A 22,554-nucleotide genomic window follows, 5' to 3' on the forward strand; every position below is an offset into this window, starting at 1 on the left:
TGAAACGGGAGTCATCTTGGAACTCGGGCATGTCGTCGTTCTCGCCGGAGGACTCTCCTACGAGCGGGAGGTCTCGCTCCGCTCCGGACGACGCGTCGCCGACGCGCTGCGTGCCCGCGACATCCCGGTCGAACTCCGCGACGCCGACGCGACACTCCTGGACTCCCTGACCGACGACCCGCCGGACGTCGTCTTCCCCGTGCTGCACGGCGCGGCGGGGGAGGACGGCTCGATCCGCGACGTCCTCGAACTCCTGGACGTCCCCTATGTCGGCGCCCGTCCGGACGCATGTCGTGTCGTCTGGGACAAGCCGACCGCCAAGTCCGTCGTGCGACGCGCGGGCCTGCGGACGCCCGACTCCGTCGCCCTGCCGAAGGAGGTCTTCCACGACCTCGGCGCGGCGTCCGTCCTCGACCAGATCGTCCGCGGCCTCGGGCTCCCCCTGTTCGTGAAGCCGACCCGCGGCGGCTCGGCCCTCGGCGCCTCCGTCGTCCACGAGGCGTCCGACCTGTCCGCCGCCATGGTCGGCTGCTTCGCCTACGGCGACGCCGCCCTCGTCGAGCGCTACATCGGCGGCACCGAGGTCGCGGTCAGCGTCATCGATCTCGACGGCGCCCCGACCGCCCTGCCCGCCGTCGAGATCATCGCCCCCGGCGGCCGCTACGACTACACGGCCCGCTACGACGCCGGCGACACCGAGTTCATCACCCCGGCCCGCCTCACCCCCGAAGCGACCGCCCGTGCCGCCGCCGCCGCCATCACCGCCCACCGCGCCCTCGGCCTACGCGACCTCTCCCGCACCGACCTCATCGTCTCCCCCGACGGCGAAGTCCACTTCCTGGAGGTCAACGTCGCCCCCGGCATGACGGAAACCAGCCTCCTCCCCCGAGCCATCAGCGTCGCCGACCTGGACCTGGGCGAAGTCTGCGAATCCCTCCTCCGCTCCCATCTCCGCTGACCCCGTCCCCGCACACCGGCCTCAACCTGAGCCTGCGTGGTCGATGGCGGCCGGCCACGACGGTCCCTCGATCCGACCTTTATTCCTACAGGGCACAAGCCACGGCCCAGCGAACCTGACCGAACTCGAAACCGCAGGACGGCAGGGCGGCAGGGCACCGCCCCACGACACCAGAAGCCCCCTCCTCACAGGGGCGCCGAAGTTCGCCGCGCGAAGGCCAGCAAACCGCCACATACGTAACGGCTCGCAGGAGTCCCGCCCTCGTTTCACGTGAAACAGCGCAGTCCTCGCATGGGGCCAACCCGGCAGACGCCTCCGAGCGCTAGTTCCCCGGCTCACGGTGAGCCCACCATTCGCGGTCAACCAGCACACCCGGCGATGGACGCCGCTGCAGGATCGGGACTCCGTTCTCGACGCGACAGGGCGCCCACTTCCAGAGGGCCAAGTCCGACCACGGCCAAATCGGTGAGCGCCGTCCCTGTCGTGCAGAAGCGACGGCGTCGCGCGTACCCGGATGTCCCGCACCAATCGGCGTCCGGGCCGATCCATGTGTGGCTTGCCGGGATTACCGGCTGGGACGGTGCTGCCGATTCTTGCGACGATCGAGGGGGCCGACCAGTCGACGCTCAACGCCGGGGCGTCGGGGGCTGCGGCGAGGAAGAGTCTGGAGAAGGTCGTCAGCTCCCTTGGAGTACGGGCGCGGTCTACGGCCCCGTTCGCTGACGCGCTGGACGCGGTGCCCCCGGGTCGACGTGCTCGTCGAGTACACCAGCACCGCAGCGGTCGAGGAGAACGTCTGGGCTGCGGTGCGCACCGGGGCGCACGTGGCGCTCGGCTTCAGCAGCTTGCCCGCCGACCAATATGTCGAGTTCGATCAGATGGCCAGCGACCCCGACGTGGGTGTGATCGCGGCGGACAGCTTCTCTTCGATGGTGGTGGCTCTGTTCCGGGCGGCCGCGATGGCGCCGAAACATCCGGGCCAAGGGGAGTTATCGACCACGCCAGCGCGACCAAGCAGGACGCGCCCAGCGGCGCCGCTCACAAGCGGGTCGGCCAAATCGTTGGGAACCGTCCGAGTCCCGGCCTAGGCAGGGGAGCCCGCTGAGTTGCACGGTCCGGCAGAGGTTCCGGGGCTGGAGGTCGGCGGGAACAGGGATCCACTCCATACAGTTTGCCCAATTCATGGGACAGCACCGAGGCTGTGTTCGACGGCTCCTGGCGAGCGCCTGACCATGCGGCATCACACCAACGACTGACCGTCCCCATACGCGACCGGCATCCGCCTCGCGATACGCCGGTGAGCGAGACGCCAGGTGTGCGCAGAGGACAGGACTCTCTACTCCTCGGCGACCGCCCTCGCCCGTTAGACCGAAGTTGAGGAGCGCAAAGCGGGCTTCTCCGAACACATCGGCGCGTGTTCTGCGCCCGCCAGGCGCCGGCGGCCCGCGTCTACGGGCGGCCACCCGCAACATGCAGGGCCCGTCCCGCCCCCCAGCTCCCGCTTCACGGCCGCAATGCGTGAAGGGTAGGTCCACATAGCGAAGGCTCTGGGCGGTGCGCCCACGGGCACATGGTCAAGGCCACCCCATGGTGACGGCTGGGGCGTCATGCGCCGCCTGCGCCCGGACCCTTGGGCCCACAGGTAGGCAGGTTTCACGTGAAACTTGCCCACCAGATTCTGCGGCACCAACATTGCGCCCGTGCCGCGCGGGGCCGCCCGGCTTACCAGGACGGGGACAAGAAGCGACTGCGCCAGCCCCGCACGCCCACCCCTACCGCGCCGCGAGGCTCCGAGCGGCTGCCCTTGCCAACCGCATGGGCGGCTGCGGATGGCTGCCTCTCCTCAGCCGCGGGAGCGGGCCGACTCCTGGCCGTCCAGAGCAACGGCGTGCCCGCGCAGCCCGCCTGTTCTGCCCGTTGTCCTGTCCGGTCAGGCACCGCCGCCAGGAGACCGGCGAACTTGGACAGGTAAAGCCGGTCGACGACGTCGGCGGCCAGCAGAGGCTTGATGACGCTGGCGGATGGCCGCATCTGCCATCACGCTGCTCACGCGCAAGGGTGGGAGCCGAGCTTTGCCACGTGCTCAGGGGGACCGCCAGCCACGTCGCCCGCGCCACCTGGCCCCACAACTCGGGGGCCGGGGGTCCATGCCGCCGGTTTGCGGGGGATCGTCCTTCAGCCGGCGTTCAAAACGGGAGACCCTCAGTTTCACGTGAAACACCCTCCTCGTATGGCCGGGGGCTGGAGCGCCTACCAGAGCTGCGCTGTGGACCTGCCGTCCTCTGGAGACATGGTCATGATCTTGGTGATGGTTGACCAGTTTCTTGATCTGGCGTTGGTCGGCTCAACGGCCGGCCCCTGCCGCTGGGGGACCGCAGCAGTGGCCGCAGGGTCGCCCACCGCGCGCCGGTCAGATCGACGGCCCGCCCGTGCGCCTTCACAGCCGCCAACTCGGCGTTGCTGCGGCACTGTGCGGCGTCGGTGGGGTGGGACGGTTCCGCCGCCATTCCTGGAGAAGTTCGTCGTGGCTTGATCGACGGTTCACTGGTCGCGCACACCTAGCTGCCGGACTTCGGTGTCGCGGGCCGTGGGTAGGTCGTGCCGAGACGTCCACCGAGCACGAGCAGCTGGACACGTCGATCGGGGCGCACGCGGCGCTACTGCCAAGGTGGCGTGCCCGGGCAATGGGCAGATCGGTTCGGCGTTGGGCCCGGACGTCGCTGAGCCGACCGGCTTGGTACGTGGAAGGGCGCACGCGGGGCAACTGCGAGAGATGGCGCGCCCGTGCTGGGTTGGCCCCTACTGGGCCCACCTCGGGTGGGACTCGTTCAAGCGCCCACCGCCGAGGTCGTCGCGCTTATCGACGCCGCCGTGTGCCCTTCGCCCCACTCGCCCTGAATCCGACCCCGGACCCCCGGACGCCAGCCGTCGGTCAACCCGCCAGCCGCGCCAGGGTTTTCGCGAGCGAGTCCCGCTGACGACCTGACCGGGCCCCCGCGCCGCCCGCGCGGAACGGGGTGGCGCACCGGGAACTCCACTGGGTCCGGCCTCGCCATACCTGCACGTTTGGTGGGAGGTCGGGCAGACGGTGGCCACCGCGTCTGGTGAGGCTGGGCACGGCAAGACAGCCGCCGGTGCGGCCGGTTCTGTCGGCGGCACTGACTAGGCCGGAAGCGTGCGGCCTCGCAGAAGGCGTTCGGTCATGGGGAGGCCGGACTTGCTCAGGACGGATCCTCTTCCCTGCGGGAGAGCTCCCTCGCCAGGTGGAGGATGTTTCACGGGAAACGTGGAGGCGGGAACGAGAAGCGCCCCGGAGCCTTGAGGGGTCCGGGGCGCTCGGGGTGAGTGGGCTCTAGGAGTCGTCTGCTCCGTTGTCGTCGGGGGCCATGGACTTGATGATGCGGTCCAGGTCCTCCAGGGTGGCGAACTCGACGACGATCTTGCCCTTGTTGCGGCCCATGTCGACGCGGACCTTGGTCTCGTAGCGGTCGGAGAGCCGGTCGGCCAGTTCCCTGAGGCCGGGGGCGACCGGCTGCTTCCGGCGGCCCTGGCGCGGCGCCTTCGGCTCGTCCTCGACCTCGCGGAGCGCGATCATCTCTTCGAGTGCGCGGACGGAGAGGCCCTCCTGGACGATCCGCTGCGCCATGTGCTCCTGGGCCTCGACGCTGTCGAGGGAGAGCAGCGCGCGGGCGTGGCCGGCGGACAGCACTCCCGCCGCCACCCGGCGCTGGACGGCGGGCGGCAGGTTCAGCAGGCGGAGCGTGTTGGTGATGTGCGGTCGCGACCGGCCGATCCGGGTGGCGAGCTGCTCGTGGGTGGCGCCGAAGTCCTGCAGCAGTTGCTGGTACGCGGCCGCCTCCTCCAGCGGGTTGAGCTGCTGCCGGTGGAGGTTCTCCATGAGCGCGTCGCGGAGCAGGTCGTTGTCGCCGGTGTCGCGGACGATCGCCGGGATGACGTCCAGCCCGGCCATCTTCGACGCGCGCCAGCGACGCTCGCCCATGATGAGCTCGTAGTCGTGCTCCTCCGCGGAGGATTTGCGGACGACGATCGGCTGCAGCAGCCCGACGATGCCGATCGACTCGGCGAGCTCCTCCAGGGCCTGATCGTCGAAGTGCTCGCGGGGCTGGCGCGGGTTGACCGTGATGGAGCGGACGGGCAGTTCCGCGAAATGGGCTCCGGCGACCGGTTCGAGCGGGGATGCGGGAGCGGCCGTGCCGTCCGAGACGGGACCGCCGGGGTATCCCGGCTCTCCCGCGCCGTTCGGCTCGGCGGACGTGGGCGGGGCGGTGGGAATGAGGGCACCGAGGCCCCTGCCCAGTCCGCGTCGCTGCTGGCTCACTGGACAGCTCCTCCGTGGGCCATCTCCGAGGCGGCCTCGCTGTAGGCGAGGGCGCCGCTCGAACCGGGGTCGTAGGTCATGACGGACTGTCCGTAGCTGGGCGCTTCGGACACCCGGACGCTGCGGGGGATCACCGTGTTGAGGACGACGTCGCCGAAGTGGGTCCGGACGTCCTCGGCGACCTGCGCGGCGAGGCGGGTCCGGGCGTCGTACATCGTCAGCAGGATGGTCGACACCCTCAGCTTCTGGTTGAGGTGCGCCTTCACGAGGTCGACGGTCCTGATCAGCTGGCCGAGGCCCTCCAGGGCGTAGTACTCGCACTGGATCGGGATGAGCAGCTCGTCGCCGCCGACCAGGGCGTTCACGGTGAGCAGGCCGAGCGACGGCGGGCAGTCGATCAGCACGTAGTCGAACTTCTCGATGTCGTAGGCGTCCAGCGCACGCTGGAGGCGCGACTCACGGGCCACCTTGGAGACGAGCTCGATCTCCGCGCCCGCGAGGTTGAGCGTGGCCGGCGCGCAGAAGAGATTGGGGATCTCGGGCGCCGGGACGATGATGTCGGCGAGCGCCATGTCCTCGATCAGCACGTCGTAGATCGACGGGACCTCGGCGTGGTGCTCGACGCCGAGGGCGGTGGACGCGTTGCCCTGCGGGTCGAGGTCGACCACCAGCACCTGCGCGCCATGCATGGCGAGGGAGGCGGCGATGTTCACCGAGCTGGTGGTCTTGCCGACGCCTCCCTTCTGGTTGGCGATGGTGATGACCCGGCATCGGTCGGGTCGCGGCCACTCCCGTTCCCTGCGGCCCGCCATCGCCTTGAGCGCGGTGACGGCTGTTTCATGTGAAACCTTGGCGTCCCGCAGCGCCTCTCGCACGAGTTCTGACTCCCCCTGAGTTGGTCCGGTGCGCGAGCCCGGCGGCTGCGCGCCGGCGTTCGTCGGCACATAGCCGACGTTCTCCGCCGTACCGGACGTCGTGTTACCCCACATCGCGTGCCCGGAGGGAGCGGTGCCCGGCGATGATCCCGGGTCCGGCCGCGTCCCCCCGGAGGCGGGCGCCGGGGCGCCCTCGTCCGCGCCGAGCCCGCCCGGGCCGGACGGCTGTTCGTCGGGGGATTCGTCGGCGCGGTCAGGCCTGCCCAGTCCTGGTCCCGTGCTCATGAAGACCTCTTCCTCGACCCTTTGGCGCGCCGGGGGGCGCGCTGCCGTCGCCCGACAACCTCTCCTCGGCCGGCGACCACACGGACGAGTGTTGTCGGCGGATCGACCATACCGCGCCCGACTTGCAGCAGTTCCGTCGAGCGCACCTCGAAGCGCTTCAGGACCGGCTCCGCCTCCTCCAGTTCGGTCGCGGCCCGCTCGCCCTTGAGCGCGAGGAGCTCGCCCCCCGGGCGCAGCAGCGGCAGCGCCCATCTGGCCAGGCGTTCGAGGGGTGCGACGGCGCGTGCCGTGGCGACGTCCGCCGCGAACTCCTCGGTCACGTCCTCGGCCCGGGCCCGCCGGACGTCGACGTTCCGCAGGTCCAGCATCTCGACGCACTCGTTCAGGAACGTCGTGCGCCGCAGCAGCGGCTCCAGCAGGGTGACCCGCAGGTCGGGCCGGACGATGGCCAGGACGATGCCGGGGAGCCCCGCGCCCGAGCCGATGTCGACGACCTGGGCGTCCTGCGGTATCGCCGACGAGACCACCGCGCAGTTGATCAGATGGCGTTCCCAGAGCCGGTCGGCCTCGCGCGGTCCGATGAGCCCGCGTTCGACCCCGGCCTTGGCGAGGAACGCCGCATAGCGCTCCGCGATCGGCAGCGCGTCACCGAATATCTCCCGTGCAGTCCCCACCAGACGAATCGTTCCACAAAACCTGGTGCTGCCGTGCACGCGCAACGTTCCCGTGGACAACAGGACACCGGGGTGGGACGACCCTTGCGTTATGGCGAGAACCACATGACCCCGCCGCATAATCGCCGAGGGCCGGGTACAGGCTGCCGTGACGCCCGTCCGTCCCCCCGGAAGGAGCTCCGACACATGGGAATCGGAGTCAGTCTCGCATTCATCGCCCTAGGGGCGATCCTGGCTTTCGCCATCCGCGTTGACCTCAGCGGCCTCGACATCCACATGGTCGGATGGATCCTGATCCTGGTCGGCCTGATCAGCATGGGATTCACGCTCAAGTACACCCGGCCGCGCCGCGCGGCCGGACGTGTGGCCGGAGCCGATCCCGCCTACGGCGACGAGCCGGGGACGGTGATCCGCGAGGAGCACATCATCGAGGACCCGCCGCCGCCCGGCGGCCGTCCCGCCGAGCGCGTCGAACGTGTGGTCGAGCACCCGGCGGACAGGGGGGTCACGCACAACCATCCACAGGACCCGGGATACGCGCAGGATCCCGCCAACGCGCAGGACCCGGCAGTGCAGAACACGGTCGACACCGGCGACGCCGTCCCGCGCCGCCGCTGGCGCCGGACCGCACGGCGGTAGCACCGAGAGCCTGCTCGGTGTGCCAGGGCGGCGGTGCACACCGAGCTCCCCAGGGCCCCGCGCCGGCCAGGGCGCGGGGCCCTCTCATGCCCGAGGAAGAATGCCGGCCCTGTTCGGAAAGGCGACGGCCCCGACCGGGTATCCGGTCGGGGCCGTGTGCAGCCGTGAGGGTCAGGCGGGGGAGACGACCACGTAGCGGTCGGGCTCCTCGCCCTCGGACTCGCTGCGGAGGCCCGCGGCGGCGATGGCGTCGTGGACGATCTTGCGCTCGAACGGGGTCATCGGGGCGAGGGGCTTGGGCTCGCCGGACTGCTTGACCTCGTTCGCGACGTCCGTCCCGAGCTTGGTCAGCTCGGCGCGGCGCCGCTCGCGGTAGCCGCCGATGTCCAGCATGAGGCGGGTGCGGTTGCCGGTCTGGCGGTGGACGGCGAGCCGGGTGAGCTCCTGGAGGGCCTCCAGAACCTCGCCGCGCTTGCCGACCAGCTCGTCCAGGGCACCTCCGACGACGGCGACCATGGCGCGCTCGCCCTCGACGTCCATGTCGATGTCGCCGTCGTAGTCACCGATGTCCAGCAGGCCCTCGATGTAGTCGGCGGCGATCTCGCCTTCCTGTTCGAGCGCCTGGACGTCGACCTCGGTGGTGTCGGTCTGGCTCAACGGGGTCTCCTTCTCCGGCACATGCTCGGGGGTCCAAACTAGCGCTTCTGGGTACCGCTGCGCTTGCTGCGCGACTTGCGGGTCGGCTGGTTGCGCACGACCTTCGGCTTGTCCTCGGGCTCGGGGGCCGGTTCCGGCTCCTTCTTCAGTTTCGCCTTGATGCCCGACGGCGCCGCCTCACCGTTCTTGGACCCGCCCGCCTTGGACGCCCCCGCCTTGGACCCGGCGGTCTTGGGGCCGGTCTTGGTCCCCGTCTTGGCCGTGGCCGCAGCGGCCTCACCGTTCGTGCCGGGCGGTGGGTACCGCTTGTAGATGTAGTGCTGCTGCGCCAGGGTCCAGCTGTTGGACGTCACCCAGTACATGAGGACGCCCAGGGGGAAGCCGAGGCCGAAGAGGCCGAACAGCGGCGCCAGGAAGACCATCATCTTCTGCGCCTGCATCATCGGGTTGGCCTCGTCCGCGACGGGCTGCCGCTTCATGCTGGCCCGGACGGTGAAGAAGGTCGTGACGGAGCTGATCACCACGGCGATGCCGGTGATGATGATCGCCGTCCAGCTCTTGGGGTCGGTGCCCCAGGCGTTCAGGAACGTGTCCGGGATGTGGGCGCCGAAGATGTTCGCGTTCTGCGCGCTCGCCACCAGGTCGGACGAGACGGCGAAGACGCTCTGCCCCGGCTTGGCGTCCGAGATCCGCTTCAGCGTCTGGAACAGCCCGATGAAGATGGGCATCTGCACCAGGAGCGGCAGGCAGCCCGAGAGCGGGTTGGCGCCGTTCTCCTGGTAGAGCTTCATGACCTCCTGGTTGAGGCGCTGCTTGTCGTTCTTGTACTTCTTGCGCAGCGCCTGAACCTTCGGGTTCAGCTCCTGCATCTTGCGCGAAGCGTGGATCTGCTTCACGAAGAGGGGGACGAGGAGCAGCCGCAGGAGGACGGTGAGGAGGATGATCGAACCGCCCCACGCCCATCCGCTGTCCTTGGGGACGACCGTACTGAGCCCCGTGTGGATCCACACGATGAGCTGAGAGACGATCTCGTACAACCAATCAAGCACCGGGCAGCTCCTTGGGCTCTGCTAGGGCGGGACCGCTCTCCTCGCGGCCTGAGTTCGAGGAAGCCGCCGCGCGCTGTTCCGGCGTCTTCTTCGGCGGTACCGGGTCGTGGCCGCCTGGGTGGAAAGGTTGGCACCGCGCGATCCGGCGGGCCGTCAGCCACGTGCCGCGCAGTGCCCCGTGCACCTGGAGGGCCTCCAGGCCGTACGCGCTGCAGCTGGGCTGGAAGCGGCACTGCTGCCCGAGCAGGGGACTCAAGAAGCGGCGGTAGGCGCGGACGAGAAGGATCAGCAAGGCCGCGACGGGACCCGGGTGGCCCGTCCGGTGCTGCGCGGGGAACTCGGTCCCCTGCGGACTCCTCATCTTCGCCCCTTGGACGCGGGCCGCAGCAGCCGGTCGAGCGCCGACTCCAGATCCGCGGCCAGTTCGTCTGGTCGCGCCACTCCCGCACGGGGGTTGGCGCGCACTACGAGCAGGCTACCCGCTGGCAGGCGGTCGAGGTGCGGGCGCATCAGGTGGCGGAGCCGGCGCCGGGTCGTGTTGCGGACCACGGCGTTGCCGACGGTGCGCGCCACGATGAACCCGACCAGCGGCCGCGCCGCCGCCGGTCGGAACTCTTCCGGGCGTAGCAGATGAACGACGACAGTTGGCCGTCCGGCGCGGCGACCGCGCCGGACGGCCAACGAGAAGTCGTCCCGCCGCCGCATCCGGTTTCCGGACGGCAGCACTATGAGGGGTGGGTCAGACCGCGACGCGGGCGCGGCCCTTGCCACGCCGACTCGACAGGATCGCGCGGCCCGCGCGCGTGCGCATGCGCAGCCGGAAGCCGTGCTTCTTGTGGCGACGACGGTTGTTCGGCTGGAAGGTACGCTTGCTCACTTGAGGCTCCAGTGCTGCGGTCGGTTCGTCTGAGGACTTGGCGCTCGAAGGCTCGCACCGAGGGCCGCGTACGGTCCCCCGCAGCGGGGGCCCACCCGAGCTTTCCTGAGGGGCAGCCGGCGGGCACGCGACATCTCCGTCGATGCGACTCGACCTCAGAACGTTACGGGGTATCCAGGGGGCCGGTCAAACGGAGGCGGCCGCCGCAGGGCTCCCGTCACGAGGCTCCGTCGGACGGGCGGGATCGATGGTGACCGTGTTGCGGCCGTGTCCGGCACCGGTTAAGGTCGACGAGGCGAGCCGACACTTCCTTCGAAGAATCCGATGTCGGCGTTCCTCAAGCCCCCCGTTCGAGAACCATCCCGTACCGGCCCTCACGAAGGCCGGCCCCTTGCCGACCGCGCACCCCTGAACCCGCCTCACGGGTTTTGCACAGGGTCCCCCATGCCTATGCACAGCATGTGGACAACTCTGTGGACAACTCGTGAGAGAGTAAGTCTTCCGCGTCGCGGCAGTGTCCTGTGAGGCGTGTGGCCCCGCGGGAAAGCCGGGCAGTACAGGTGCTCCGTTCGGCGGAGTTGTGGGGAGGGGACCTTGCGCATGGACGGTCAGGATCTCGGATCGGTCTGGGCCCGCACCCTCACCGCGCTCTCCGAGAGCGATCTGTCGCCGAGCTACCGCGCATGGCTGCCCATGGTCCGCCCGCTGGCACTCGTCGAGGGAACGGCGCTCCTCGCCGCGCCCAACGAGTTCGCCAAGGACGCGCTTGAGACGCGCCTGCGCAACCTCATCACGCAGGCCCTTTCCCGCGAACTGGGCCGGGAGATCCGGGTCGCGGTGACCGTCCAGCCGGAGCCCCCTGGGGGTGCCCGTCCGGGCGCGGGCGAGCCCTTGTCCGCGCCGATTCCGGGGCCGGGCGCAGGGCCCGGTCTGCACGAGCCCACTCCTTCTTATGGCGAGCCCTACGGCGAGCGGACGCACGACGAGCGCGACCGGGATCGGGACCGTTCTTATACGGAGCAGCCCTACGGGGAGCAACCGTACGGAGATCAGTCGTCCTACGCGGAGCGTCCCGACCGCCCGTATCCAGAGCAGGCGTACACAGACCAGGGATACCGGCCGCAGTCGGGAGTTACCCACAACCCCGGTATGCCCGGAGGTTATCCACAGGCTCAGGACGACGACCGCGGATCGTACCCGCCTGCTCCCCGCCCGCCCGCCTACGGTGCGGGCCCCGGCGGACGCGGGCCGGCGCCCTACGAAGGCCGCGGCTACCCGAGCTACGGGGGGCAGGAAGGCTACGGCGGCGAGCCCCAGGGACGGCCGCCGCACTCCCACCTCAACGACCGGACGCTCGGCCCGTTGCGCCCTGGCCGCCCAGAGGCCCAGGGCCGCGAACCGCAGCGCGCCGGGAATGAAGCCCCCCTCGGGCACTCGGACGACAAGTTCCCCAACGGGGAACAGCCCTATCCAGGGGCCGAACAGTCTTATTCGAGCGGTGAGCAGTCCTACAGGGGCGAAGGCGTCTTCCGGGACGAGGAGGGCACCGACCCCCGAGGCCCCACGTCCGACCCCCGTGCGCCCGCGCCGGCGCCGGCACAGCAGTCCGGTGCGTCCGAGCACGCACGGCTGAACCCGAAGTACACGTTCGAGACGTTCGTCATCGGCTCCTCGAACAGGTTCGCGCACGCCGCCGCCGTCGCGGTGGCCGAGCAGCCGGCCAAGGCGTACAACCCGTTGTTCATCTACGGCGACTCGGGCCTGGGGAAGACCCACCTGCTGCACGCGATCGGCCACTACGCGCAGAGCCTCTTCAACGGGGCCCGCGTCCGCTACGTGAGCTCCGAGGAGTTCACGAACGACTTCATCAACTCGATCCGCGACGGCAAGGCCGACGGGTTCCGCCGCCGCTACCGGGATGTGGACATCCTCCTCGTCGACGACATCCAGTTCCTTGAGGGCAAGGAGCAGACGCAGGAGGAGTTCTTCCACACGTTCAACACGCTCCACAACGCCAGCAAGCAGATCGTGATCTCCAGCGACCGCCCGCCCAAGGAGCTGGTGACGCTGGAGGACCGGCTCCGCAACCGGTTCGAGTGGGGCCTGACGACCGACGTCCAGCCGCCCGAACTGGAGACGCGGATCGCGATCCTGCAGAAGAAGGCCCGGCAGGAGGGCCTCGCCGCGCCGCCCGACGTACTGGAGTTCATCGCCTCGCAGATCGCGACGAACATCCGCGAGCTGGAGGGCGCGCTGATCCGGGTCACGGCGTTCGCGAGCCTGAACCGGCAGTCGGTCGACATGAAGCTCGCCGAGATCGTCCTGAAGGACCTCATCCCCAACGACTCCGGTCCCGAGATCACCGCCGCCATGATCATGGCGCAGACCGTCGAGTACTTCGGGACGACGATCGACGACCTGTGCGGGCCGTCCCGCTCGCGGATGCTCGTCACCGCCCGGCAGATCGCGATGTACCTGTGCCGCGAACTGACCGAACTGTCCCTTCCGAAGATCGGGCAGCAGTTCGGGGGGCGCGACCACACCACGGTCATGCACGCCGAACGCAAGATCCGGTCGCTGATGGCCGAGCGCCGCGCCATATACAACCAGGTCACGGAGCTGACGGGGCGCATCAAGCACCAGGCCCGCAAGCGCTGATCCCCCTGTTCGTACACACTGTGGACAGACCTGCGTCACGCCTGTGGACGGGCCCCGCCCGCACCGTCCACATCCAACTCAAGGCAAAGAACCGACAAAAGGCGCGCGTCAGCCGAGAATCGGCGGCGCTGCTCACAACTTGTGGAAAACTCTGGGGATTTTCGCGGATAACCCTGTGGGCAACCTTGGGAGAAGCTGAGGATGAACGGTGGACGGGTGTGGACCGGGTGTGCACCGCCGCCCGGCCTTCTGGGGAAAACCGGTGGAAGGGCTGGGGACGGCCTGGGGACGGCCCCGGAGATCACCGGCCCCGGCGTCCCCAGCGCAGGCGAACGGGCTGTATACCCGTGGAGAACTCGTGGATAACCGGGGGATGACATGAGGATGACGTGTGGGGATGATTTCGCCGTCCCCAGGCGCCGTCGCGCCGTCCACGGCCCATGCACAGCACCGGTGGACAAAGAAACGCGGTCTCACCTGGGACAACGGCCTCTGTCCACACTATCCACGGCCCCTATTACTAGTACTGCTCTCCTTATCTATCCAAGAAAAGATCCATCTCAAGTCAGGGCCTGGGGACAACGCGCACCGAGCGCCCCGGCCCGGACGAGATCAGCTCACCCTTGTCCGACACCTGCAGGAGGCGGGTCCCTTTGAAGTTCCGCATCGACAGAGACGCCCTGGCCGACGCCGTCGCCTGGACCGCGCGCACGCTCCCCGTCCGTCCCCCGGTGCCGGTCCTCGCGGGCATGCACATCGTCGCCGGGGGCGAGGGCAACGGCGACCGGCTGAAGCTGTCCGCGTTCGACTACGAGGTCTCGGCCCAGGTGTCCACGGACATCGACGTGGAGGAGGCCGGGACGGCGCTGGTGTCCGGGCGGCTCCTCGCCGAGATCTCGCGCAGCCTTCCTCCCCACCCTGTGGAGGTGACGACGGACGGCGCGAAGGTGATGCTCCGCTGCGGCAGCGCGAAGTTCACACTTCTCACCATGCCTGTGGAGGACTACCCGACGCTGCCGGAGATGCCGCCCGCGGCGGGGTCGGTGGGCAGCGACGAGTTCGCCGCCGCCGTGTCCCAGGTCGCGATCGCCGCGGGCAAGGACGACACGATCCCCATGCTGACCGGCGTCCGTGTGGAGATCGAGGGTGAGACCGTCACGCTGGCGTCCACGGACCGCTACCGCCTCGCCGTCCGCGAGCTGCACTGGAAGCCCGAGCGCCCGGACTTCTCCGCCGTCGCGCTCGTCCCGGCCCGCACGCTGGCCGACACCGCCAAGTCGCTGACGGCCGGCGCGGAGCTGTCGATCGCGCTCGGCGGGACGGGCGGCACCGGCGAAGGCATGATCGGTTTCGAGGGCGGCGGCCGCCGCACCACGTCCCGGCTGCTGGACGGCGACTTCGTCAAGTACCGCTCGCTGCTGCCGAGCGAGTACGCGGGCCTCGCCGAGGTCCAGACCGCGGCCTTCATCGAGGCCGTCAAGCGCGTCTCCCTCGTGGCGGAGCGCAACACCCCCGTCCGGCTCTCGTTCAGCCAGGGCGAGGTCGTCCTGGAGGCCGGGACGGGCGACGAGGCTCAGGCCGTGGAGGGCCTGGAGGCGTCCCTGGAGGGCGAGGACATCGACATCGCGTTCAACCCCGGGTTCCTCCTCGACGGGCTCTCCGCGATCGGCTCGGACGTGGCGCGGCTGTCCTTCACCACCCCGACCAAGCCGGCCGTCCTCACCGGAAAGCCGCCGCAGGACGGGGAGAACCCGAACTACCGTTACCTGATCATGCCGGTCCGTCTGTCCGGATAAGTACCACCCTCCAGGGCATGGCACCGTGGCGATGTCCGCGGGGGAGCCGCGCCCCCGCGGACGAGGCAGACAGGCACGCACAGGCAGGCACGCAGGGGAGAGTGAGCGTTTCATGGAGCTTGGCATCATCGGCCTGGGCAAGATGGGCGGCAACATGGCCGAGCGGCTGCGCCGCGGCGGCCATACCGTCGTCGGCTACGACCGCGACCCGGAGGTCAGCGACGTCGGCTCGGTCGAGGAACTGGTCGAGCGGTTGTCCCCGCCGCGGGCCGTGTGGGTGATGGTCCCCGCAGGCAAGCCGACGGCGGAGACCGTCCACAAGCTGGGGGAGGTCCTGGAACAGGGCGACCTCGTCGTGGACGGCGGTAATTCACACTATGTGGACGACAGGAAGCACGGCGAGGAGCTGGCCGCCAAGGGCATCGGGTTCGTCGACTGCGGTGTCAGCGGCGGCGTGTGGGGCCTGGAGAACGGCTACGCGCTCATGGTCGGCGGCGACGAGGACGCCGTGAAGCGGCTGATGCCGATCTTCGAGACGCTCAAGCCGGAGGGCGAGTACGGCTTCGTCCACTCCGGCAAGGTCGGCGCCGGCCACTTCGTGAAGATGGTCCACAACGGCATCGAGTACGCGATGATGCAGGCGTTCGGCGAGGGCTACGAGCTGATCGAGGCCAGCGACATCGTCACCAACGTGCCGGAGACGTTCCTGAGCTGGCAGGAGGGCACGGTCATCCGCTCCTGGCTGCTCGACCTGCTGAACCGCGCGCTCGCCGACGACCCCGAGCTGGACGACCTGCGCGGCTACGCCAACGACTCCGGCGAGGGCCGCTGGACCGTCCAGGCCGCGGTCGACCACGCCGTCCCGCTGCCCGCCATCACGGCGTCCCTCTTCGCCCGCTTCGCCTCCCGCCAGGACGACTCCCCCACGATGCGCGTCGTAGCCGCCCTCCGCAACCAGTTCGGCGGCCACGCCGTCGAGTCCTCCAAGGGCGCCGACTCCCCCGGCGCCGACGTGAACCCTCCCTCGGTCTGATCCTCGGTTATCCACAGTTGTGGGTTCCGGCCCCGGCTCCCGGCGGTGTGTTCCAGGCTGGGAGTGGGGTCGGCCCCCCCTGGGAGGGCGGGGTGTGCACAGGCCCTCCGTGTGGGTGAGGTGTGTGGTGGGGGGCGGGTGAGGCTCTACGCTCGTGTGTTGTGCACGTCGCCCACCTTTCGTTGCAGGACTTCCGCTCGTATCCGGCCGCCGAGGTCGCTTTGGAGCCGGGGGTCACCGCGTTCGTGGGGCCGAACGGGCAGGGCAAGACGAACCTGGTCGAGGCCATCGGGTACGTCGCCTCGCACGGCAGTCACAGGGCCGCGACGGATGCGCCGCTCGTCCGGCACGGGGCGCCGCGGGCGATCGTGCGGGCCGGGGTGGTGAAGGACGACCGCAAGGCGCTGATCGAGCTCGAGATCAACCCGGGCAAGGCGAACCGGGCACGGCTCAACCGGTCCCCCGTCCCCAGGCCGCGCGAGATCCTGGGGATGCTGCGGACGGTGTTGTTCGCCCCGGAGGACCTCGCGCTCGTGAAGGGCGACCCGGGGGAGCGGCGCCGGTTCATGGACGAGTTGCTGACCGCGCGGGCGCCACGGTTCGCCGGCGTGCGGTCCGACTACGACCGCGTCCTCAAGCAGCGCAACGCCCTGTTGAAATCGGCGGCCGCGCACCGGCGCTCCCCTGGCGCGGAGGTGCTCGCCACCCTGGACGTGTGGGATTCGCATCTGGCGCGCATGGGATCGGAGCTCCTGGCGGCACGGCTCGATCTCGTTGGGGCGTTGCGCCCGCTCGTGGCACAGGCCTATGCGGCGCTCGCTCCGCACAGTGACGCGGCCGATCTGATCTACAAGAGCTCCCTCGGGGACGCGGAGTTGTCCACAGACCGTGGACAACTGGCCGAGCAGATCCTGAAGGCGGTCGCCGAGTCGCGCAAGCAGGAACTGGAACGCGGCGTGAGCCTCGTCGGCCCGCACCGGGACGAGCTGGTGCTGCGCCTCGGGGAGCTTCCGGCGCGCGGCTACGCCAGCCACGGCGAGTCGTGGTCGTTCGCGCTCGGGCTGCGGCTCGCCGCGTTCGACCTGCTCCGCGCGGACGGCGACGACCCCGTCCTCATCCTGGACGACGTGTTCGCCGAGCTGGACACCGGGCGGCGCAGCCGGCTGGCCGAGATGGTGGCGCCGGCCGAGCAGGTCCTGATCACGGCGGCCGTCCCCGCCGACGTCCCCGCCGAACTGACAGGGGGCTCGTATACCGTCTCGGACGGCCAGGTCGTTCGTGACTCCGAGGGGACGAGCGAGTGAGTGATCCACAGGATGTGCACAAGTCCGCCGAAGACGGGGCTCCTCCCGCCAAGTCAGGGATCGAGCTGGCCCGCGAGGCGCTAGCCCAGGCCAAGGCGGACGCGCTCAAGCGCGGCACGATGCCCGGCCAGGGCGGCAAGCGCAAGGGCGCCGGACGGGGCGGGCGCGTGCGGGATCCCGGGCGTGGCGGCGATCCCCAGCTGTTCGGGGCGGCGATCCGCGACCTGATGGCCTCGCGCGGGTGGGAGCAGCGCGCCGCCGTCGGCGGGGTGTTCGGCAACTGGGCCGGCATCGTCGGCGCGGACCTGGCCGAGCACACCCGGCCCGAGCACTTCGAGGACGGCGAGCTCACCGTCGCCGCCGACTCGACGACGTGGGCCACGCAGCTGCGCCTGCTGTCGTCCACGCTCGTGCGGCGGCTGAACGAGGAACTCGGCCACGGCACCGTCCGCCGCGTGAAGGTGGTGGGGCCCTCGTCAGGGCCGCGCCGGACGGGTGCGTGGCGCGTCCGGTGAGCCGACGCCCCGGACCGCGCCGATGTGTCAGTGGCGGGTGGGAACATCTGTTCGGTGATGGGTCGTCCAGTTCAGCGGCGAGCGCCACGTAGGCCAAATAACCCCCCTGACCCAATGGGGGGATGTGTCTCCGGGGCCCTTCGGCCGCCACACGCGCACACAGCGCTCGCGAGTGCCACTTTTCGCCTCGTCACCCGGTAGAATGAATGCGGGTTCAGGATGCTGCGCCGTCATTGGGCGCCCGAGGCTCTGACCAGCATGACCAGAGCACCGACCGGGTGCCCGCATGTGTGTTACGGGGCACACCGCGCCTCCCTCGGGCGCGGAGCGGCAGACATCCCCGGCAGGAGGATCTCCTTTGGCGTACGACGCTAGTTCGATCACTGTCCTTGAAGGGCTTGAGGCAGTTCGCAAGCGCCCGGGCATGTACATCGGCTCGACGGGCGAGCGCGGGTTGCACCACCTCGTCTACGAGATCGTGGACAACGCGGTCGACGAGGCCTTGGCCGGCTACGCCGACGACATCGTGGTCACGCTCATGGCCGACGGCGGCGTCAGCGTCCTCGACAACGGCCGTGGCATCCCCGTCGGTGAGCACCCTGTGGAAAAGCGCCCGGCCATCGAGCTGGTGCTGACCACGCTGCACGCGGGCGGCAAGTTCGACGGCAAGTCCTACGCCGTCTCGGGCGGCCTGCACGGTGTGGGCTCGGCCGTGGTGAACGCGCTGTCCACCCGGATGGAGGCGGAGGTCCGCACCGACGGCCACGTGTGGCGCCAGTCCTACACCTGGCAGGGGCCCGAGATCGAGCTCCAGAAGGGTGAGGAGACCGACGAGACCGGGACCCTCATCACGTTCTGGCCCGACCCCGACATCTTCGAGACCCTCGAGTGGAACTTCGAGACGCTCTCCCGCCGGATGCAGGAGATGGCGTTCCTCAACCGCGGCCTGTCCATCACGCTGCAGGACGAGCGCCCCGACCACGTCAACGGCGAGCCGCACGTCGTCCGGTACCACTACGAAGGCGGCATCGAGGACTTCGTCCGCTACCTGAACGCGCGCAAGGACGCCGCGCACGAGTCCGTCATCTACTTCAACGACGACGCCACCGGCATGTCGGTCGAGATCGCCATGCAGTGGAACTCGTCCTACTCCGAGTCGGTGCACACCTTCGCCAACACCATCAACACGGCGGAGGGCGGCACCCACGAGGAGGGCTTCCGGGCGGCGCTCACCACGATCGTCAACCGGTACGCGCGCGACAAGGGCCTGCTGCGGGACAAGGACGACAACCTGACCGGCGAGGACGTCCGCGAGGGCCTCACCGCGATCATCTCGATCAAGCTGGCGGACCCGCAGTTCGAGGGGCAGACCAAGACCAAGCTCGGCAACACCGAGGCCAAGTCGTTCGTGCAGCGGGCCTGCAACGTCTACCTGCGCGACTGGTTCGAGGAGAACCCGGGCGAGGCCAAGGAGATCATCAACAAGGCGTCGCAGGCGGCGCGCGCGCGGGTCGCGGCGCGGCAGGCGCGTGACCTGACCCGGCGCAAGAGCCTGCTGGAGTCGACGTCCCTGCCCGGCAAGCTGTCGGACTGCCAGTCCACCGACCCGGCCAGGTCCGAGCTCTACATCGTCGAGGGCGACTCGGCCGGCGGCTCGGCCAAGGGCGGCCGCGACCCGCACTTCCAGGCGATCCTCCCGATCCGCGGCAAGATCCTGAACGTGGAGAAGGCCAGGATCGACAAGATCCTGAAGAACAACGAGGTGCAGGCGATCATCACCGCCCTCGGCACCGGGGTGCACGACGAGTTCGACATCTCCAAGCTGCGCTATCACAAGATCATCCTGATGTCGGACGCCGACGTGGACGGCCACCACATCAACACCCTGCTGATGACGCTGCTGTTCCGGTTCATGAAGCCGCTGATCGAGGCCGGCCACGTGTACCTGTCGCAGCCCCCGCTCTACAAGATCAAGTGGGACGCGCGGGGCACCGAGGCCGACTACGCCTTCTCCGACTCGGAGCGGGACGCGATCATCGAGGCCGGGATCGCCGCGGGCAAGCGCGACCCCCGTCCCCGCGACCTCGTGCAGCGGTTCAAGGGCCTCGGCGAGATGAACGCCAACGAGCTGTGGGACACCACCATGGACCCCGACAACCGGGTCCTGCTGCAGGTCCAGCTGGACGACGCCGCCCAGGCGGACGAGCTGTTCAGCGTGCTCATGGGCGAGGAGGTCGAGCCCCGCCGGGAGTTCATCCAGCGCAACGCCAAGGACGTGCGCTTCCTCGACATCTGAGGTACGTGCCAGGGCCGGCTCCCCGGCCTGACTCCCGCAGGCGGACGTACTTCCTTCCCATCGAGCAGAAGAGGTCTTGAGAGTGACGGACGTGACCACAGAGGGCGGACACCCGGGCGAACGGATCGAACCGGTCGACATCCAGGTCGAGATGCAGAAGAGCTATCTCGACTACGCGATGTCGGTCATCGTCGCGCGCGCGCTGCCCGAGGTGCGCGACGGTCTCAAACCCGTCCACCGCCGCGTCCTGTACGCGATGTACGACGGCGGCTACCGGCCCGACCGCGGCTACTTCAAGTGCGCCCGCGTCGTCGGCGACGTCATGGGGAACTACCACCCCCACGGCGACTCGGCCATCTACGACGCGCTCGTCCGGCTCGCCCAGCCGTGGTCGATGCGGTACCCGCTGGTCGACGGCAACGGCAACTTCGGCTCGCGCGGCAACGACCCCGCCGCGGCCATGCGGTACACCGAGTGCCGCATGGCGCCCCTGGCGATGGAGCTCCTGCGCGACATCGACAAGGAGACCGTCGACTTCTCCCCGAACTACGACGGCCGCTCGCAGGAGCCCGACGTCCTGCCGTCCCGGTACCCGAACCTGCTGGTCAACGGGTCCGCCGGCATCGCGGTCGGGATGGCGACGAACATCCCGCCGCACAACCTGCGCGAGGTCGCCGACGGCGTCCGGTGGTACCTGGACAACTACGGCGCGTCCGACGAGGATCTGCTCGAGGCACTGATCGAGCGGGTCAAGGGCCCCGACTTCCCGACCGCCGGCCTCATCGTCGGCCGCAAGGGGATCGAGGAGGCCTACCGGACCGGCCGCGGCTCCATCACCATGCGGGCCGTCGTCGAGGTCGAGGAGATCCAGGGCCGCACCTGCCTCGTCGTCACCGAGCTCCCCTACCAGGTCAACCCGGACAACCTCGCCCTCAAGATCGCCGACGGCGTGAAGGAGGGCAAGCTCGACGGCATCGCCGACGTCCGCGACGAGACGTCCGGCCGTACGGGACAGCGCCTGGTCATCGTCCTCAAGCGGGACGCCGTCGCCAAGGTCGTCCTGAACAACCTGTACAAGCACACGCAGCTGCAGGAGACGTTCGGCGCGAACATGCTCGCGCTCGTCGACGGCGTGCCGCGCACCCTGCGCATCGACCAGTTCGTCCGGCACTGGGTCGCGCACCAGATCGACGTCGTCGTCCGCCGCACCCGGTTCCTGCTCCGCAAGGCCGAGGAGCGCGCCCACATCCTGCGCGCCCTGCTCAAGGCCCTCGACCGCATCGACGAGGTCATCGCCCTGATCCGGCGCTCGCCGTCCGCCTCGCAGGCGCAGCAGGGCCTGATGAACCTGCTGGAGATCGACGAGATCCAGGCGCAGGCCATCCTCGACATGCAGCTGCGCAAGCTGGCCGCCCTGGAGCGCCAGCAGATCATCGACGAGTACGACAAGCTCATGGCGGAGATCACCGACTACAACGAGATCCTCGCCTCGCCCGAGCGGCAGCGCCGGATCGTCGGCGACGAGCTCGCCCCGATCGTCGAGAAGTTCGGCGACGAGCGGCGCACCCAGATCATCCCGTTCGACGGGGACGTGTCGTACGAGGACCTCATCGCCGAAGAGGACGTCGTCGTCACCATCACCCGCGGCGGCTACGCCAAGCGCACCCGCACCGACCAGTACCGCGCGCAGCGGCGCGGCGGCAAGGGCGTCCGCGGCGCGCAGCTGAAGCAGGACGACATCGTCGACCAGTTCTTCGTCACCACGACGCACCACTGGATCCTGTTCTTCACCAACAAGGGCCGCGTGTACCGCGCCAAGGCCTACGAGCTGCCCGACTCCGGCCGCGACTCGCGCGGCCAGCACGTCGCGAACCTGCTCGCCTTCCAGCCCGACGAGCACATCGCCCAGGTCATGGACCTGCGCGACTACGAGGTCGCCCCCTACCTCGTGCTCGGCACGAAGAAGGGCCGGGTCAAGAAGACCGCGCTGCGCGACTTCGACTCGCCCCGCACCGGCGGCATCATCGCCATCAACCTCGTCGACGACGACGAGGTGATCGCGGCGCGGCTCGTGTCCTCCGACGACAACCTGCTGATGGTCTCCACCGGCGCCCAGGCGATCCGGTTCCGCGCCGACGACGAGTCGCTGCGCCCGATGGGACGCGCCACGTCCGGCGTCATCGGCATGCGTTTCGAGGAGGACCAGGAGGTCCTCAACATGCTGGTCGTGCAGGACACCTCCCAGGACGTCCTGGTGGCCACCGGGGGCGGCTACGCCAAGCGCACCCCGGTGGACCAGTACCCGCTCCAGGGACGTGGGGGCAAGGGCGTTCTCACCGCTAAGATCGTGGAATCTCGCGGGAAGTTGGTCGGAGCCCTGATGGTCGGCCCGGACGACGAGGTGTTCGCGATGACGTCGAACGCCGGCGTGATCCGTACCACCGCCGCCGAGATCAAGCAGTCCGGCAGGCAGACCATGGGCGTCCGTCTGATGAATCTCGCCGACGGGAACAGCGTGGTGGCCATCGCGAGGAACGTAGAGTCCATGGAGGACTCTGACGAAGCCGAAGGGGGCGACGGTGAGTGACGTATCCTGCAT

Annotated in this window: 18 protein-coding genes; 10 read left to right on the plus strand and 8 right to left on the minus strand. The window is 69.6% G+C overall.

Features of this window, described 5'->3' with window-relative positions; all coding sequences use genetic code 11:
• The first annotated feature begins 13 nt into the window (after positions 1–13).
• Both AB0H37_RS25435 and AB0H37_RS25440 read left to right on the plus strand, forming a co-directional pair.
• Positions 14–958, plus strand: a complete 945-nt coding sequence (locus tag AB0H37_RS25435; protein ID WP_179838253.1) for a D-alanine--D-alanine ligase — start codon at positions 14–16, stop codon at positions 956–958.
• Between the two features lie 752 nt (positions 959–1,710).
• The gene (locus AB0H37_RS25440; RefSeq protein WP_360615676.1) at positions 1,711–2,046 is read left to right on the plus strand and encodes a hypothetical protein; all 336 of its coding nucleotides are present in this window, start codon (positions 1,711–1,713) and stop codon (positions 2,044–2,046) included.
• A gap of 2,264 nt (positions 2,047–4,310) precedes the next feature.
• Here the strand turns inward: AB0H37_RS25440 and AB0H37_RS25445 are convergent.
• The 3 genes from AB0H37_RS25445 to rsmG form a co-directional block, all read right to left on the minus strand.
• The gene (locus tag AB0H37_RS25445; protein ID WP_360615677.1) at positions 4,311–5,297 is read right to left on the minus strand and encodes a ParB/RepB/Spo0J family partition protein; all 987 of its coding nucleotides are present in this window, start codon (positions 5,295–5,297) and stop codon (positions 4,311–4,313) included.
• Positions 5,294–6,109, minus strand: a complete 816-nt coding sequence (locus tag AB0H37_RS25450) for a ParA family protein (RefSeq protein WP_179838254.1) — start codon at positions 6,107–6,109, stop codon at positions 5,294–5,296. Before AB0H37_RS25450 ends, AB0H37_RS25445 begins: the two co-directional genes overlap by 4 nt.
• Positions 6,110–6,453: 344 nt before the next feature.
• A complete protein-coding gene (gene rsmG / locus AB0H37_RS25455) occupies positions 6,454–7,131 on the minus strand; it encodes a 16S rRNA (guanine(527)-N(7))-methyltransferase RsmG (protein WP_360615679.1) in 678 nt (225 codons plus the stop codon).
• A 186-nt stretch (positions 7,132–7,317) separates the two neighbouring features.
• On the opposite strand from rsmG, the gene AB0H37_RS25460 reads away from it, so the two are divergent.
• Positions 7,318–7,770 (plus strand): DUF6458 family protein, encoded by a 453-nt coding sequence (locus AB0H37_RS25460; RefSeq protein ID WP_179831436.1) that lies wholly within the window; start codon positions 7,318–7,320, stop codon positions 7,768–7,770.
• Positions 7,771–7,941: 171 nt separating this feature from the next.
• Here the strand turns inward: AB0H37_RS25460 and AB0H37_RS25465 are convergent, their stop codons facing one another.
• Genes AB0H37_RS25465 through rpmH form a run of 5 tightly spaced genes read right to left on the minus strand, consistent with a single transcriptional unit; the run spans position 7,942 to position 10,353 of the window.
• Positions 7,942–8,427 carry a R3H domain-containing nucleic acid-binding protein gene (locus tag AB0H37_RS25465; protein WP_179831437.1) on the minus strand — a complete coding sequence of 162 codons (486 nt, stop codon included), beginning with the start codon at positions 8,425–8,427 and terminating at the stop codon, positions 7,942–7,944.
• Positions 8,428–8,465: 38 nt separating this feature from the next.
• Positions 8,466–9,476, minus strand: a complete 1,011-nt coding sequence (yidC, locus tag AB0H37_RS25470) for a membrane protein insertase YidC (RefSeq protein WP_329097326.1) — start codon at positions 9,474–9,476, stop codon at positions 8,466–8,468.
• The gene (gene yidD / locus AB0H37_RS25475) at positions 9,469–9,837 is read right to left on the minus strand and encodes a membrane protein insertion efficiency factor YidD (protein ID WP_179831439.1); all 369 of its coding nucleotides are present in this window, start codon (positions 9,835–9,837) and stop codon (positions 9,469–9,471) included. The genes yidC and yidD overlap by 8 nt, the downstream gene beginning before the upstream one ends.
• Positions 9,834–10,202: a ribonuclease P protein component gene (gene rnpA, locus AB0H37_RS25480; RefSeq protein WP_329097324.1), complete on the minus strand. Its 369-nt coding sequence runs from the start codon at positions 10,200–10,202 to the stop codon at positions 9,834–9,836. Before rnpA ends, yidD begins: the two co-directional genes overlap by 4 nt.
• Before the next feature lie 13 nt (positions 10,203–10,215).
• Positions 10,216–10,353 carry a 50S ribosomal protein L34 gene (gene rpmH / locus AB0H37_RS25485; protein WP_151542862.1) on the minus strand — a complete coding sequence of 46 codons (138 nt, stop codon included), beginning with the start codon at positions 10,351–10,353 and terminating at the stop codon, positions 10,216–10,218.
• A gap of 600 nt (positions 10,354–10,953) precedes the next feature.
• Between rpmH and dnaA the strand changes: the two genes are divergently transcribed.
• The 7 genes from dnaA to gyrA all read left to right on the plus strand — a co-directional run bounded on the left by dnaA (position 10,954) and on the right by gyrA (position 22,542).
• Complete coding sequence (gene dnaA / locus AB0H37_RS25490; RefSeq protein WP_360615683.1) at positions 10,954–13,011, plus strand: chromosomal replication initiator protein DnaA; 2,058 nt, start codon at positions 10,954–10,956, stop codon at positions 13,009–13,011.
• A 653-nt stretch (positions 13,012–13,664) separates the two neighbouring features.
• Complete coding sequence (gene dnaN / locus AB0H37_RS25495; protein WP_179831442.1) at positions 13,665–14,807, plus strand: DNA polymerase III subunit beta; 1,143 nt, start codon at positions 13,665–13,667, stop codon at positions 14,805–14,807.
• Positions 14,808–14,919: 112 nt separating this feature from the next.
• Positions 14,920–15,840: a phosphogluconate dehydrogenase (NAD(+)-dependent, decarboxylating) gene (gnd, locus tag AB0H37_RS25500; protein WP_329097318.1), complete on the plus strand. Its 921-nt coding sequence runs from the start codon at positions 14,920–14,922 to the stop codon at positions 15,838–15,840.
• A 161-nt stretch (positions 15,841–16,001) separates the two neighbouring features.
• A complete protein-coding gene (gene recF / locus AB0H37_RS25505; protein ID WP_329097316.1) occupies positions 16,002–17,144 on the plus strand; it encodes a DNA replication/repair protein RecF in 1,143 nt (380 codons plus the stop codon).
• The gene (locus AB0H37_RS25510; protein ID WP_329097315.1) at positions 17,141–17,659 is read left to right on the plus strand and encodes a DciA family protein; all 519 of its coding nucleotides are present in this window, start codon (positions 17,141–17,143) and stop codon (positions 17,657–17,659) included. The genes recF and AB0H37_RS25510 overlap by 4 nt, the downstream gene beginning before the upstream one ends.
• 358 nt (positions 17,660–18,017) lie before the next feature.
• Positions 18,018–19,955, plus strand: coding sequence for a DNA topoisomerase (ATP-hydrolyzing) subunit B (gyrB, locus tag AB0H37_RS25515; protein WP_329097313.1), 1,938 nt, complete (start codon positions 18,018–18,020; stop codon positions 19,953–19,955).
• Between the two features lie 82 nt (positions 19,956–20,037).
• Positions 20,038–22,542, plus strand: coding sequence for a DNA gyrase subunit A (gyrA, locus tag AB0H37_RS25520; protein ID WP_329097311.1), 2,505 nt, complete (start codon positions 20,038–20,040; stop codon positions 22,540–22,542).
• Positions 22,543–22,554 lie beyond the last annotated feature (12 nt).

Source organism: Actinomadura sp. NPDC023710, assembly GCF_040639875.1.
Lineage (GTDB): Bacteria > Actinomycetota > Actinomycetes > Streptosporangiales > Streptosporangiaceae > Spirillospora > Spirillospora citrea.

Coding starts and splice junctions, on each gene's coding strand:
- AB0H37_RS25450 (WP_179838254.1), bottom strand. CDS start 6,109: ATGGCGGGCCGCAGGGAACGGGAGTGGCCGCGACCCGACCGATGCCGG.
- AB0H37_RS25460 (WP_179831436.1), top strand. CDS start 7,318: ATGGGAATCGGAGTCAGTCTCGCATTCATCGCCCTAGGGGCGATCCTG.
- yidD (WP_179831439.1), bottom strand. CDS start 9,837: ATGAGGAGTCCGCAGGGGACCGAGTTCCCCGCGCAGCACCGGACGGGC.
- gnd (WP_329097318.1), top strand. CDS start 14,920: ATGGAGCTTGGCATCATCGGCCTGGGCAAGATGGGCGGCAACATGGCC.
- dnaA (WP_360615683.1), top strand. CDS start 10,954: ATGGACGGTCAGGATCTCGGATCGGTCTGGGCCCGCACCCTCACCGCG.